The sequence below is a fragment of the Burkholderia sp. M6-3 genome (assembly GCF_050858985.1).
In the GTDB taxonomy this organism is placed as follows: domain Bacteria; phylum Pseudomonadota; class Gammaproteobacteria; order Burkholderiales; family Burkholderiaceae; genus Paraburkholderia; species Paraburkholderia caledonica.
Genome location: NZ_CP110091.1, coordinates 3,178,099 through 3,191,178 on the forward strand (window position 1 = coordinate 3,178,099; position 13,080 = coordinate 3,191,178).

Sequence of the window (13,080 nt, forward strand, 5' to 3'; positions counted from 1 at the left end):
GACTGCGCTCGTTCAAACATCTGAGGCAGACCGAAATGTGCGATTGCATTGGCAAGGCCCTCGAGCTGGGCATGTCGCGACGGGGCTTTCTCGGCGCGGGCTGGAAAATGGCTGGCGCAGGACTGCCGCTTCTGATGGGCGTGCCGGCAAGCGCAGCCGAAGTAGACCAGCGTAGTCAGGCGATGGCCGAATCTCGTGCCAAGGCGCAAAGACACGGCACCCGCCTGGTGCTTCTAGGTACGGCAGGAGGTCCAGTCTGGTGGCCGAACTGTGACCGCGAGGGCATCTCTTCCGCTTTGGTTGCGGGCGATGCAGTCTATGTCGTCGACTGTGGCGACGGTGTCGGCAAGCGCTACAAGCAAGCCGAACTCGGTCCCATCAATACCGTGTCAGGCATGACAGGAATGGAAAACCTGCGTGGCATCTTCCTCACACATCTTCACTCAGACCACACAATCGATTACTTCAACCTTTTCCTGTACGGTTGGTATGACGGGCTCGCAGGTGTAAAGCAGCCCGTCCAGATTTATGGTCCAGGCCGACGCGGTCAGATGGAACCGATTTTCAACATCCCGGGGCAGCCGACTTCCGCGCCTCCTCCTGTCGTCAACCCGGAGAACCCGACGCCAGGCACGGTCGATATGACCAACTACCTGTATCAGGCATACGCGCTCGACATCAACGACCGCCTGCGCGATGCTCATCGCCCCGATTTGCGCACCCTGATGCAAGTCCACGACATCGCTATCCCCCCGGTCAATGGTTTCAGGAGTCCCAACGAGACGCCGGTTCCCAAGATGGAGCCGTTCCTGGTCCACGAGGACGAGCGCGTCCGTGTCACAGCTACGCTGGTGAATCACTTTCCAATCTGGCCTGCGTTCGCGTTCCGCTTTGATACAGACGATGGCTCTGTGACGTTCTCCGGCGATACGTCGCCATGCGAGAACCTGGTCAGGCTCGCGCGCAATACCGACGTGCTCGTGCACGAAGTCATCGACACCACATGGGTCGACGCGCTGTTTCCACCACCAGTGGGAGACAAGGAAGCCGCGTTCAAGCAGCACCTGCTCAGCTCACATACATCCATCGACGATGTGGGAAACGTTGCCGAAGCCGCTGGTGCGAAGACGTTAGTGCTGTCTCACATCGCCCCAGGCCACGCCCCACGGGCAAATCTGATGCGGGCGCAACGTAACTTCTCCGGCCAACTCATCATCGGCGAAGACCTGATGCAAATCGGCGTAGGCCACAAACGCGGCTAGTTGCCTGATGTAGGCACCTGCTTTTATTTTTGTCCCAACCAGCGACCTTCGTGAGTTCGCGGGACGCCTTTTATTTGAACTAGCAAAATAGGACTACTAATATGAATACACAGCGAATTGCCCCGGTTGCGACTCTCATCTGTGCTATGACCGTACTTATTTCAATGCCGACGTTCGCACAATCGAGCGTTACGCTGTTTGGACAGGTAGACCAGTGGGTCGGGGCGAAGAAGCTGCCGGGTACGGAGCGCGCGTGGGGCGAGCGCGGCGGCGGCATGCAGACTTCGTACTGGGGGCTGAAGGGCCAAGAAGACCTCGGCAACAATCTCAAGGCGATTTTTTCGATTGAGGGATTCTTCACTGCGAACGACGGTCAAGCAGGTTCTTACAAAGGCGATGCCTTCTTCTCGCGCAACGCGTACGTTGGGCTACTGAGCGGGTACGGGACCGTGACGGCCGGTCGACATACGACACCATATTTTGTGTCGACCGTGCTCTTCAATCCTTTCGTGGACTCATACAATTTCTCACCGATTGTTCTCCATACTTTCCTTGGGCTCCAAGGCCAAGGGCTGGTCGGCGATTCTGGATGGAATAATTCCGTTCAGTACCAAACGCCTGACTTTAGCGGTCTGAACGCGACAGCAATCTACGCGTTCGGGAACGCAGCCGGTCAAACTGGCCAGAACAAATGGGGCGGCACCGTGGCATACAGTCGGGGACCGTTTGCGATGATGGCTGCCTACCAGCAAGTACGTTTCAACTTTGCGCCGAACGACTTGAGTAGCGTCGCCCCCGGCTTTTCGAGCCAGCAGGCTGCGCAGGTTGGCGCGACGTTCGACTTCGGGTTGGCGAAACTATATGCGCAGTACCAGTATATGAATGATTCGATTACGCCGGTCGGCGCGCACAGTAATGGTGGACAGGTGGGCGTCTCCGTGCCGCTCGGTGCCGGCAAGGCGCTCGCATCCTATGCATACACGAAAATGGTCGGTAGCATTGATGTCACCCGAAACACATGGTCCGTTGGATACGATTACAGTCTTTCGAAGCGCACCGATGTTTATGCGGCTTACCTGAATGACCGGGCGACCCGGCTCAGTTCGGGCAATACGTTCGGCGTTGGAATTCGGACGTACTTCTAGCAAAACGACAAGCCGGGCAGATGCCCGGCACCTACGTATTGCGTTACCCTCGGCTTCAGGTCAGGCTGCCGCCGCCGTTCACGTGCAACACCTCACCGGTCAGGTACGGATTGGTGAGTGCAAACAAAGCGGCGTCGGCAAGGTCGGCAGGAGCGCCGATGCTGCGAACCGGCAACTTCGTCGCGAGCTCGGAAAAGAATCCTGCGCGGCTCTCGGCGTCCATAAATGACCAACCTTCAGTCTCGACGACTCCTGGCGAGATGGCATTCACGCGCACCGGGGCTAGCTCTACAGCGAGCGCTCGTACGAGACCTTCGACGCCAGCGTTTAGCGCGGACACCATCGACGTGCCCGGTGCGGGACGGTCCGCAGCGAGTCCGGAGAACAGCAGGATAGAGCCGGCCGCCTGCAGATTCGGCAGACCAAACTGGACAAGGTTAATTGGCCCCCAGAACTTCCCCGCAAGCATGCGGTCGATAGCGTCCCGCTTCATTTCAGCGAGCGGCGCGTAAGTCAGGTCGGCGACCGTCGACACAAAATAGTCGAAGCTTCCAACTTGCCTGAAGCCTGCCGCTGCGGATGCCGCATCACCAAGGTCCATCTGCAATGTCGCGACACCACCCAGCCGAGTGCTTGCCTCCGCGAGTTTCTTTTCCGTACGTCCTGCAATGGTTACGCGCGCGCCGCGCTCAAGCGCCAGTTGCGCGATTGCGAATCCGATGCCAGAGCTCCCGCCGGCGACCACAATATGCTTACCTGTAATATCCATTTTTAAACTCCGTGGTTAGTGAGATTACTCGCTGCTGGCATGCGACTTTGCGCATGTCTAGCAAGACGCGAGGCGAAAAGACCGGCCAGAATCAGCGGAAGCAGTGCTGCAAGCATCGGGGCATCTGGCGAGTGCTTGCTTGCGAAACCGCCCAGGACCGACCCAACCGCAATTCCGACATTGAAGGCCGCGATGCTCATTCCCGACGCGACCTCCGGGCTTCCCGAACGGTTCTGTTGAGCGGCTACCAAGACCGTCTTTTGAAGAATCGGTACAGCGGCGAACGAAGCGAGGCCCCAAACAATCATTACGCCCGACATGGCAACCGTCGACGGACCACCTAGATAGGCGCCACCGAGCGCAACGACCAGACCAGCGACAACGGTGCACGACGCGAGACGACTTCCGACGCTGTCCACAAACCGCCCGCCTATAGCATTGCCGAGGGCTGCGCTGACGCCGTAGAGTGCAAACATGCCTGTTATTCCGCTCGCAGACAGATGCGTTACCTGCTGCAGCAGGACGGAAACGTAGGTGAATCCGGTGAAAGAACCTGCATATGTCAGCGCCGTGGTCGCCACAGATTGCAGCGTTGCGGTGTCAGAGAGGGTTGCCCAGACCGATGGCTTATCGGCGGCCACGGCCGTCCTCGCGCCCACGACGGCAGGCGTGAACAGCATCAATGCAGTCGAGCTGACTGAACCGATGAAGGCTATCGCTATAAACACGTCCTGCCACCGAAAGTAGCCACCGGCAAGCGTGCCGAGCGGCACGCCCAGCATGAGTGCGACGGTAAGACCTCCGAAGACAGTCGCGATAGCATTGCCACTACGTTCCGGGCCGACTGCGGCACCGGCTGTCGAAGATGCGAGTGCGAGCACTACACCGTGCATCAGACCCGCCAGCAAACGGCTGCCCAGTAGCATCGGTAAGGACGTGGTTAGCGCTGAGGTTAGATTGCCGAAAGCGAACAGCAGCATGCTGGTGGCCAGAACTCTGCGTCTGGGGGCGCGGGCAAGTATGGCGCTTAATGTAGGAGCGCCAATGCTCACGCCGATGGCATAGATGCCAATCATCATTCCGACCGAACCGACGCTCAGATGAGTTCCGGCCGCAATCGACGGGACCAGGCTAACGGCGACAAACTCCGCAAAACCAAGTGCAAACGTGCACGCACTTAAAGCAAGTAGGGCCAGTGACATAAGGCTCTCCGTTAATTCGAGCCCTGATGTTAGTTTCTTGCTTCCTGGCTGATAATCCGGCTATCGTGTTAAATACTTTTGCTGACCTGCAAATATGAGTGCGCTTGAGGGAATGCTGGAATTCGTTGCTGTGGTCGAGCGCGGGACGTTCACCGGTGCGGCGCGGCAGCTCGGCGTGTCCGTGTCACATATCAGCCGACAAATCGCTGACCTGGAGGCCCGGCTTGCCGCGCAGCTCTTCGTCCGAACAACGCGACAGATGCAATTGACTGAGCCCGGTCGCCGTCTCTTCAAGACAAGCCAACCTTTGCTTGAGGACCTCCTGCGAGCTCAAGAAACGATTCTCGAAACACACGACGCCATCGAAGGAACCATTCGTGTAAGTCTCGCCGGGAAATACGCCGAAGAGCAGCTGGTACCTTTGCTCACCGGGTTCTGTGCTGAACATCCGAAGGTGAGTCTTGAGCTCGACATCTCAGCTCGCAACGTAGACCTCATCGCGGAGGGAGTCCACCTGGCGGTCCGCATGGGACCACTTGAGACCAGTAGTTCGCTGGTTGCGACTCGGCTGCTTTCCGCGCAACTCATTGTCCTTGCGAGTCCTGCACTGTTAGATTCGTTACCCGATATTCGGTCGCCGTCCTCATTGCCCCCAAATCGATGCCTGCCCCTGGTTAATCGTCCTTGGGAGTTCGTGAAGGGTAAGCACCGAGAAAGCGTCAAGCCGGTCGGCCGCTTCTCCAGCAATAGCGGAGCTGCTGCAATACAGGCCGCGTTGGCAGGCATTGGAATTGTCAATGTGCCTTCCTACTACGCTGGCACGTTGTTGGATGCAGGATTGCTAGTCCAAATACTGCAGGACTGGCGTTCTGTCGAAGAAGCAATCTTCTATCTCGTGTTCCCTGCAGGACGGTATATGCCAGCGCGCGTGCGACGGCTTATCGAATACCTGCAGGCCTCCGTTCCGTCCCGATAAGGACTGCATTGCGAATGAGCAATCAGTCACCATCCGTCCCACGCCGTTCAAAAAGAGGAGCGTAGGTCGCCCTTCGGTGAGCGTCGCGAGCGGCTGACCGCGTTTTTCCGTTCGGATGTACCGCCTCCGCCGAGATAACGCAGCGGCGCACTCTCCTGTTGACTGCGGCCTAAACAAGGGCATAGACTTGCTTCATGCATTGCACTGCACAGTGCAATGCATACTCAGAACCGAAATAGGAATGGGCATCCGGTGCGCAGGCGTACCAGGGATGTCGTCGTCCGAAGACCGCAAATCCGCTATAGGAAAGAATATGAAGCCCGTTACCGTTGTCGCTTTTCCCGTTGCCCCGGTCGGTAAAGAGAAGGAACTTGCCGACGTGTTCAAGACTCTTGTCGACGCCACGCGGGCTGAGCCAGGCTGCATATCGTTCATTGCTCACCAGCATCCGAAGATTGCAAATCGCTTCGCCGTCTTCGAGCAGTTCAAAGACCAGGCTGCTTTCGATGCCCACCTCGAATATCCCCACACAAAGGCTTTCGTGCAGTGGATTCAAGAAAGTGGCGCTGTGCTGAATTTCGAGTTTTGGAACGAACTGGCGTAATCAAGCTTTTCAGGACCCGCACCTCTGCGGCGGTCGAAATCGGCCCTAGCCGCTTTCCTCTACGTTGATTTCTTTTTGACCGTACTGCGCCAAATGTAAAGGTCAAGAATGCAATTCGATTTCAATTCAAAGATTGTCTTGGTTACAGGCGCGGCGAGCGGCATAGGGTTGCAGACCGCAGGTGAATTTCTCGATGCAGGCGCGACCGTCATCCTGAGTGACCGTGATAGTGCGGCGGTCAGGCAGGCGGTTACCCCAATGCCGACGCCGCGCCATGGGTTCGGCGCAGCCGTCTACCACAACAAGAATTTCGCTATCGTCGGGAGCCCAAATCCCGGGGGCGACCATTCGACCGTGGTCGAAATCTTCACGCCAGTCTCACCAAATCCGTAACGAAGCGCGCGCGTACGTCGGATTCGACCGCACATCGCTTGCCTCATAAATCGGTGTGCGGTTGCTACGAGTCATTGCTTGACGAGGTAGAAACCAAGAAACATTTCCACCGCGTTTTCGACGATGAGCTCCCGCTCCTGCCTTGAATAGGTTTCTTCGACACCAAGCACACGGACCCAAAGCAACGGCTCGTCTATGAGTCCGAGAAACTGTCTTGCGGCCAGCTTCGCGTTCTTGATTTTTACCAGTTTGCGTTTGGAGAGGGCGTCCAGATACGTAGCAACCGCATCCATCGCAGGGGCTTTGCCCTTCTCGAAGAAAGTCTTCGTAAGGCCCGGAAAGCGTGGGCCCTCGGCGATGACCATACGCAGAAATGCCACCGCTTCGGCAGGAATCCAAAAGTCAGAGACGGCGCGGCCCAGTCGAGTCAGACCGACTTTTGGGTCACGGAGCGACTCTTCATCACGCGTGATGTCGAATACCGGAAAACTCGCCCAGATTCGCGCTGTCATCGCTTCGAATAATGCTTCCTTGCCGTCAAATTGGTTGTAGAGAGTCCGGCGTGCCGCGCCGGACTCAGCAGCGACGCGGTCCATGCTCGTGCCTTCGAAACCGTGTTGGAGGAACACGCGCGTCGCGGCGTCAAGAATCTGATTCCGCTTTGTCGGCGCCGAGCTAGCCGCCTCAACGCCTGGCTCGCTCGCGCTGGTCATTGTCGCTCGCGCACCCTTGGTCGCAGTAGCTGTGCTCTTGCCGGTGTTTGCTGTCTTGGCCACGTTTTTCGACTGTAGGAGTGGACTAAACGCACGATTGTACGCAATGAGCCGGGGTATTCGACAACGCGCGATTGCCGGTGCTGCGCAGATTCAGCTCACGGCGGCTGCGCGTCGGCTGCGGAACATCGAGCGCAGCAGTAACAGACATCCGACCACCCCAACGAGTGCGAACCCGGCGAAACACACCCCTCGCCATGCACTGACAGCCCACGCTGTCGTGCCGATGGCGGACCCAACGGCACCTCCGCCAAATGTGCACACCATGTACACCGTGTTAAGGCGTGCACGTGCTGCAGGGTCCAGCTTGAATATCCGCGCCTGATTGGCTATCTGTCCCGACTGATTGCCGAAGTCGAGAAGATTGACGCCGACGACTATAGCAAGCATAAAAACGTCTCCGCCGCGAAGGAACACGGCGAATGCGAGGGCGGCGCAACACATTGAAAGCACGTTGACGGCAGTCGCGCCGAAACGGTCGGCCAGGCGCCCGCAAAATGGAGCAATCAGGGCGCCCGCAGCGCCCCAAAGCCCGAACAGACCAGCCTGTGCCGAACCGAACCCGAACGGCGGCTGCGCGAGGTGGAACGCGAGTGTTGCCCAAAACGCCGAAAACGCTCCGAACATTGATGCGCCCAGTGCGGCGGAGAATCGGAGGTCCCGATACGCAAGGAAAAGCTTCGGTAGGGATGTTAGAAGGCTTAAGTAGCTTTGGTCCGGGTCGCTGCCGGCGCGCGCGCGTTGGGGAATGAATCGTGGAAGGACGAGGAATAGGCTGCCTGTCAGGAAGGCTGCAACGAGATAAGACGCCCGCCAGTTCCCCGTGAACTGAGCGACTGCTCCCGAGACGGTACGGGACAGCAGGATTCCCAATATAAGACCGCTTTGCATTGTGCCGACAACCCTCCCGGACTCGCCCGGGGCGGCGACGGAGACGGCTACGGGAATTAAAACCTGTGGGACGACCGTTACCGTTGTGACGAGTAAGGTCAGCAGCGCCAGGGCGTGTATCGACGGACTAAATCCAGCACAGAGCAACGCAACACACGTCATCCCCAACAGGACGCGCACCAGACGGCGAGGGTCCGCCCGGTCAGCCATCGGTACAACGAGCAGAATTCCCAGTGCGTATCCGACCTGCGCACCTGTGGCAACGAGTCCGGCGGCCGATGCTGACGCATGAAAGCTCGATGCCATCACCGATAGTAGCGGTTGACAGAGGTAGACATTGGCTACAGCGATACCGCACGCGGCAGCCATCATCGGGATTGCGCCGCGCGCAGTTGTTAGGGTGGGCGGAGTTTCCATTGAGTACCGGCGAATTTGAATTTGAGAACGAGTCCGCATGGTGCTACACTGCACTGCACAGTGCAATGCATTTTTATAAATTCTGACTTTCGACTAGCTGACCCGAAATCGGGCCCTGCTTGTTGGAGATGCGTTCTATCGAGGAGGTTGCGATGAGTACACCGCCAGAAAAGCTGGGCATGCCGGTGGTCGGATTAGGGACCTACCAATTGCGGGGTCACGAGTGTGTGGATGTCGTTCAGTTGGCGTTGGCAATGGGCTATCGTCATATCGATACCGCCGAAACCTATGGTAACGAGGCTGAAGTCGGACAGGCCCTCACTAACTCAGGCGTTCCCAGAGACTCGGTCTTCGTGACGACCAAGGTCTGGCCTCACAACTTTCACAAAAGAGACTTTCTGGCCTCCGCAGAAGAATCGTTGCGCAGACTTCAGACAGACTATGTAGACCTGCTGCTGCTTCACTGGCCGAACGAGGACGTCCCGCTCGAGGAGCCATTAGGCGCTCTTGAAAAACTTATTGCTGACGGAAAGGTTCGTCACGGCGGGGTGAGCAATTTTTCGGTTGGTCAGATGAAGAACTCGTTACGAATCGCAGGTCCTGCGATTGCCTGCAACCAGGTCAAATGCCATCTCGGCGCGGTTCCAACGGATGTTGTCCGGTATGGGAGCGACAACTCGATTGTCGTAACCGCGTATTCGCCCCTTGCCAAGGGCGCAGTCGCAAAACAGAGGCATCTGCCCGAACTGGCTCAAAAGTATGGCAAAACCGCAAGCCAGGTTGCTCTTCGCTGGCTCAGCCAGCAAGGTGTCGCAGTCATACCCAAAACAGCACGGCGTGAGCGCCTCGAAGAGAACCTGGCCTCCGGCCAATTTACTCTCGCCGTAGAGGACGTTGACCTGCTTGGGCGACTGTAGAACCAGCATTCGAGCTTGCGCCAAACGCAGTTTCTATTCGCCGACCAAAAGGAGATTTACATGACAGACTTGACCGGCAAAGTCGCCCTTATCACGGGCGGGAGCAAAGGCATCGGACGGGCAATCGCACTGGCGTACGGGAAGCGTGGAATCGCAGTCGCGTTGACCTACATGAGTGACGAAGACTCGGCGCAGGACGTGGTACAGGAGATTGAAAGTGGCGGCGGCCGAGCCGTGGCAATTCATGCGGATGTTCGCGATGAGGCCAGTGTGGAAACGATGGTCACCGACGCACGCGACGCCCTTGGGCAAATCGACATTCTGGTCAATAACGCGGGAGTGACCATGCCGAAAGCCTGGGAAAAGATAACGACCGACGACTGGAACACAATCGTATCGACGAACCTAACATCCGCATTCCTGACGACCCAGCAAGTTGTCCCCGAAATGGTGAGTCGCGGATGGGGGCGGGTCATCATCCTGTCGTCGGTGGCCGCGCAATTGGGCGGCGTAGTCGGTCCGCACTACGCGGCGTCGAAGGCTGGTTTGATTGGTCTCGCTCACGGCTATGCGTCGGTGCTCGCGAAAACCGGTGTAACTGTCAACGCGATTGCGCCCGCACTGATTGATACTGGAATGCTTGCTGGCAATCCCAACATCAAGAAGGAGCTGATTCCGGTTGGCCGTTTCGGCGAACCCGATGAAGTTGCGGATGTAGCGGTACTGCTTGCTCGCAACGGCTACATGACCGGGCAGACTATCAACGTCAACGGTGGGTGGTACATGAGCTAACCACTCGCACGGCATGGAGACCCTCAAATGACAACGATTCCCATCTAAACTGATGGCGTTCATTTGTTCGTTTGAGGTCTGCCATGCAGCTATCCGACTTTACTGTTCATTACGTCGCTCGGTTTCCGGAAGTGCGATGCACGCCGGAAACGGTTCATCCAGGATACTCGGCGCAGTGGCGCTTGGAGCTGGAGGCATTGATTGAACGAGGCGAACCGTTCTTCATGCTATTCGCAGACGGTGACTTCGATGAAGCGCCGGAAGACACGCGAGTTCGCGCGGTATGGTTGAAGGAAAATAAAGCCCGGCTTGCAAAGGTCTGTCGGAGTATCGTGAGCATCGAGTCAGATGCGGCAAAGCGTGCAAAGCTGCTAGTCCAACTGGTGGGACTTGAAAGAGCGTTTGGGATACCTCGGCTAGTCGCTTCATCTGAAGCCGAGGGACGGGTTGCCGGATTCAGGTCGGTGCCACAAGGTTGATAAGGCTAGCGCCTCAAACTTTTGAAGTGTCGGCAACGCGCTACCGCATACACTCGCGTGCTTGGGCTTGGCTATGTGGCCGTGTCGCTGGACCAGATGCTTTCGTAACGGTCCAACAACTGCGAGAAGCAGGTGGTTGCCCCAGTTCACTAGAGCGGTGCCTGAACACTGTCTTGCAGGCTGCGGCGCGGGATGTGCTTATCATCGCACATCGAACGGAGGTTCTCATGTGCTACTCGGCTCAGGTCGTAGCAGATTATCGAAACTTTGTGCGTACTTTTGGCGCCATCATGGACATCCACGAGTTCGCCCGGCTGTTCTTCGAGCGCGCGGAGGGCATTAGCAAATCCAAGATACCCAAAGCCATGGAAGACGCCTTTGCTCAACCGCAGGATGACGCAGAGCTTGAAATCAATGCTCTTATCGCCAGGTACGCTTCAGCGCAGGCTACCAAACTTGAGCAGGAGCTGTTCAAACAACGGAAGCGGTTGGCCGATGCCGAACGCACGTTGCAGACGAAGGTAACCAAAGCCGCAACGGACAGTCAGCGAATCGCCACCGACAAAATCGCCTGGGCGAAGGGAAAGCTAGAGGACCTGCAGCGAACCGTACCGCAGCCGCGCGACGCTCGTATCTTTCCGGGAAACTACGCACCCGTGATGGTGATGGAAAACGGACAACGAGTAGTCAAACCGATGCGTTACCAGTGCCGCATCGCTGGAAAGCCTGCGTCTTACGATGTCAAATATCCGGGCACGTACAACGCGCGCCGGGATAGTCTCGAAGGTTTTTGGGCTCCATGCTTTGGGTACACGCATGCCGTCCTGCTTGTCGAAGTCTTCTACGAGAATGTGAGCAAGGCAAAGTTTGAAAACACACTGCTTGAGACTCACGAGCGTGATGAGAACGTCGTTCTCGAGTTCCGTCCGAGCAACGGGGGACTGATGCATGTCGCCTGTCTGTGGTCACGATGGAGCGCGCCGGGGGAGCCGGACCTCCTGTCGTTCGCGGCCATCACAGATGAACCTCCGCCTGAGATTCAAGCTGCCGGGCACGACCGGTGCATCATCCCTATCAAGCCGGAAAACATAGATGCATGGCTCAACCCCGACCCAGAGAACCTCGAGGCAATGTACGCAATACTCGATGACAGGGACCGGCCGTACTATGAGCATCGATTGGCCGCATGAGCCATCGAGAGTACACGACACAGGTGTTCGTTTACGCGGGGTGCGGTGGTACTCGGACATTTGTGTTACATCAAGCGGACAAAGTCTGCTGCCATAGGAACTGCGGTCTGCCGGGTCCGGTGCCCCTTGGCGCGTGTCGCCGGTTCTAGTGATGCGCATACAGGGGCAGAAAGGGGTCCTTCGACCGCGGGGCGCCTTCGCTGGTGGGTCTCGGGTCTCCACTCGCCGCGACGGGTGACGGGCATTGCGGAATGTCGGAGCGAGGCGTAGAAAGGCTCAACATCTTCGAGAAGCTGTCCGCTGCACGTACGCGCGCCGTCAAATTAAGGGCGCCATTGAGCCCAAGCAACGTATCCGTTGTTTTCAGAATTGAGCTGTGGTCGTACACCGAATGGTCAATGGTGCCAGCAGGAACGAAAGGAGAGACGACGATGGCCGGAACGCGTACGCCTAGCCTGTCAAACGCAAAGTTATGGGTTTTCAGGCGGCCATTTTCCGGCGAGGCCGGCGGCTCCGCATTCGGAGGTGTCACATGGTCAAAGAAGCCGCCGTGCTCATCGAAGACGACGAGCAGGACACTGCTCGACCATAGTTTGCTGCCACTGATGGCGTCGTACACCTGCTTGACTAACGCCTCCCCTTTTCGAACGTCGCCAGCCGGATGCATCGAATTGCCGTTCCTGAAGTCATTCTTCGCATCGTACGTTGGCTCAATAAAGATAAATTTCTCGGTTAGTGAATTATCAGCAAGCCGGGAGAGCAGCGTATCCATTCGAACGAAACGACTGAGCAGATTTTGCATCCCGTGAATACCGCGCGTCTGTGCAACGTCGCCTTGCACGATAAGCCAGTCCGACTCCTGAAGCTTTGAAAAAACCGTACCGTTCGGAAAAGCGAAAAGCGGCGCGTTGAAGAACACCGCTTCCACAACTTGCGCGTCACTCGGAGAATGGTCGAGCCCGGACGAGGTGCCCGCCACGGCAAAGAAACGATTCGGCCACGTTGGCCCTGGCATCGATGCAAACCAGTTATCGCACACACCGTACTGGCGGGCCAGGAAGTTCAGTACCGGGAGCTGGTCCGGTGTGAAGGCGTTAAAGGCGTCGGCTACTACGTCGGAATGGTCCTCGTATGTGGCGGCAAAGCCCATCGTCGAAGCGTCCGTCGCAAAAGGTGGATAGCCGTACGGACCGAAAACGAGGGAGTCGTTACGTACGGTATCTCCACTGGCGACCTGTAGCCCGCACAACTGGACACAGGCGTCGGTAAA

14 protein-coding genes are annotated in these 13,080 nt (G+C 57.5%); 9 read left to right on the forward strand and 5 right to left on the reverse strand.

Annotated features, from left to right (window positions below; genetic code table 11):
• Positions 1-35: 35 nt before the first annotated feature.
• Both OH764_RS31815 and OH764_RS31820 read left to right on the forward strand, forming a co-directional pair.
• A complete protein-coding gene (locus OH764_RS31815; protein WP_309587223.1) occupies positions 36-1,262 on the forward strand; it encodes an MBL fold metallo-hydrolase in 1,227 nt (408 codons plus the stop codon).
• A gap of 101 nt (positions 1,263-1,363) precedes the next feature.
• Complete coding sequence (locus OH764_RS31820; protein ID WP_374121825.1) at positions 1,364-2,407, forward strand: porin; 1,044 nt, start codon at positions 1,364-1,366, stop codon at positions 2,405-2,407.
• 55 nt (positions 2,408-2,462) lie between these two features.
• Here the strand turns inward: OH764_RS31820 and OH764_RS31825 are convergent, their stop codons facing one another.
• Both OH764_RS31825 and OH764_RS31830 read right to left on the reverse strand, forming a co-directional pair.
• Positions 2,463-3,176 carry an SDR family oxidoreductase gene (locus tag OH764_RS31825; protein ID WP_498849962.1) on the reverse strand — a complete coding sequence of 238 codons (714 nt, stop codon included), beginning with the start codon at positions 3,174-3,176 and terminating at the stop codon, positions 2,463-2,465.
• Positions 3,177-3,178: 2 nt separating this feature from the next.
• Complete coding sequence (locus OH764_RS31830; protein WP_498849963.1) at positions 3,179-4,378, reverse strand: MFS transporter; 1,200 nt, start codon at positions 4,376-4,378, stop codon at positions 3,179-3,181.
• A gap of 112 nt (positions 4,379-4,490) precedes the next feature.
• On the opposite strand from OH764_RS31830, the gene OH764_RS31835 reads away from it, so the two are divergent.
• From OH764_RS31835 to OH764_RS31845, 3 genes are all read left to right on the forward strand, one after another.
• Positions 4,491-5,354, forward strand: coding sequence for a LysR family transcriptional regulator (locus tag OH764_RS31835; RefSeq protein WP_309587229.1), 864 nt, complete (start codon positions 4,491-4,493; stop codon positions 5,352-5,354).
• Positions 5,355-5,667: 313 nt separating this feature from the next.
• Positions 5,668-5,958 carry a putative quinol monooxygenase gene (locus tag OH764_RS31840; RefSeq protein ID WP_309587231.1) on the forward strand — a complete coding sequence of 97 codons (291 nt, stop codon included), beginning with the start codon at positions 5,668-5,670 and terminating at the stop codon, positions 5,956-5,958.
• 108 nt (positions 5,959-6,066) lie between these two features.
• Positions 6,067-6,351, forward strand: a complete 285-nt coding sequence (locus OH764_RS31845) for an SDR family NAD(P)-dependent oxidoreductase (protein WP_498849964.1) — start codon at positions 6,067-6,069, stop codon at positions 6,349-6,351.
• Positions 6,352-6,422: 71 nt separating this feature from the next.
• Here the strand turns inward: OH764_RS31845 and OH764_RS31850 are convergent, their stop codons facing one another.
• Both OH764_RS31850 and OH764_RS31855 read right to left on the reverse strand, forming a co-directional pair.
• Positions 6,423-7,127 carry a TetR/AcrR family transcriptional regulator gene (locus OH764_RS31850; RefSeq protein ID WP_498849965.1) on the reverse strand — a complete coding sequence of 235 codons (705 nt, stop codon included), beginning with the start codon at positions 7,125-7,127 and terminating at the stop codon, positions 6,423-6,425.
• A 90-nt stretch (positions 7,128-7,217) separates the two neighbouring features.
• Entirely contained in the window at positions 7,218-8,432 is a 1,215-nt protein-coding gene (locus OH764_RS31855) for an MFS transporter (protein ID WP_498849966.1), read from the reverse strand.
• Between the two features lie 152 nt (positions 8,433-8,584).
• Between OH764_RS31855 and OH764_RS31860 the strand changes: the two genes are divergently transcribed.
• The 4 genes from OH764_RS31860 to OH764_RS31875 all read left to right on the forward strand — a co-directional run bounded on the left by OH764_RS31860 (position 8,585) and on the right by OH764_RS31875 (position 11,810).
• On the forward strand, positions 8,585-9,349 hold the full coding sequence (locus OH764_RS31860) for an aldo/keto reductase (RefSeq protein WP_309587238.1): 765 nt from the start codon (positions 8,585-8,587) through the stop codon (positions 9,347-9,349).
• 60 nt (positions 9,350-9,409) lie between these two features.
• On the forward strand, positions 9,410-10,141 hold the full coding sequence (locus OH764_RS31865; protein ID WP_498849967.1) for an SDR family NAD(P)-dependent oxidoreductase: 732 nt from the start codon (positions 9,410-9,412) through the stop codon (positions 10,139-10,141).
• Positions 10,142-10,224: 83 nt separating this feature from the next.
• Positions 10,225-10,620, forward strand: coding sequence for a hypothetical protein (locus tag OH764_RS31870; RefSeq protein ID WP_309587242.1), 396 nt, complete (start codon positions 10,225-10,227; stop codon positions 10,618-10,620).
• Positions 10,621-10,847: 227 nt separating this feature from the next.
• The gene (locus tag OH764_RS31875; protein WP_309587244.1) at positions 10,848-11,810 is read left to right on the forward strand and encodes an SOS response-associated peptidase family protein; all 963 of its coding nucleotides are present in this window, start codon (positions 10,848-10,850) and stop codon (positions 11,808-11,810) included.
• A gap of 145 nt (positions 11,811-11,955) precedes the next feature.
• Here OH764_RS31875 and OH764_RS31880 read toward each other — a convergent pair whose 3' ends face one another.
• Positions 11,956-12,960, reverse strand: a complete 1,005-nt coding sequence (locus OH764_RS31880; RefSeq protein ID WP_498849968.1) for an alkaline phosphatase family protein — start codon at positions 12,958-12,960, stop codon at positions 11,956-11,958.
• Positions 12,961-13,080: the final 120 nt, after the last annotated feature.

Bases quoted from the DNA above. Each gene is read 5' to 3' on its own strand.
- OH764_RS31865 (WP_498849967.1), top strand. From the start codon at position 9,410: ATGACAGACTTGACCGGCAAAGTCGCCCTTATCACGGGCGGGAGCAAA.
- OH764_RS31840 (WP_309587231.1), top strand. From the start codon at position 5,668: ATGAAGCCCGTTACCGTTGTCGCTTTTCCCGTTGCCCCGGTCGGTAAA.
- OH764_RS31870 (WP_309587242.1), top strand. From the start codon at position 10,225: ATGCAGCTATCCGACTTTACTGTTCATTACGTCGCTCGGTTTCCGGAA.
- OH764_RS31845 (WP_498849964.1), top strand. From the start codon at position 6,067: ATGCAATTCGATTTCAATTCAAAGATTGTCTTGGTTACAGGCGCGGCG.
- OH764_RS31860 (WP_309587238.1), top strand. From the start codon at position 8,585: ATGAGTACACCGCCAGAAAAGCTGGGCATGCCGGTGGTCGGATTAGGG.
- OH764_RS31815 (WP_309587223.1), top strand. From the start codon at position 36: ATGTGCGATTGCATTGGCAAGGCCCTCGAGCTGGGCATGTCGCGACGG.
- OH764_RS31835 (WP_309587229.1), top strand. From the start codon at position 4,491: ATGCTGGAATTCGTTGCTGTGGTCGAGCGCGGGACGTTCACCGGTGCG.
- OH764_RS31830 (WP_498849963.1), bottom strand. From the start codon at position 4,378: ATGTCACTGGCCCTACTTGCTTTAAGTGCGTGCACGTTTGCACTTGGT.
- OH764_RS31820 (WP_374121825.1), top strand. From the start codon at position 1,364: ATGAATACACAGCGAATTGCCCCGGTTGCGACTCTCATCTGTGCTATG.
- OH764_RS31875 (WP_309587244.1), top strand. From the start codon at position 10,848: ATGTGCTACTCGGCTCAGGTCGTAGCAGATTATCGAAACTTTGTGCGT.
- OH764_RS31880 (WP_498849968.1), bottom strand. From the start codon at position 12,960: ATGGGCTTTGCCGCCACATACGAGGACCATTCCGACGTAGTAGCCGAC.
- OH764_RS31825 (WP_498849962.1), bottom strand. From the start codon at position 3,176: ATGGATATTACAGGTAAGCATATTGTGGTCGCCGGCGGGAGCTCTGGC.
- OH764_RS31855 (WP_498849966.1), bottom strand. From the start codon at position 8,432: ATGGAAACTCCGCCCACCCTAACAACTGCGCGCGGCGCAATCCCGATG.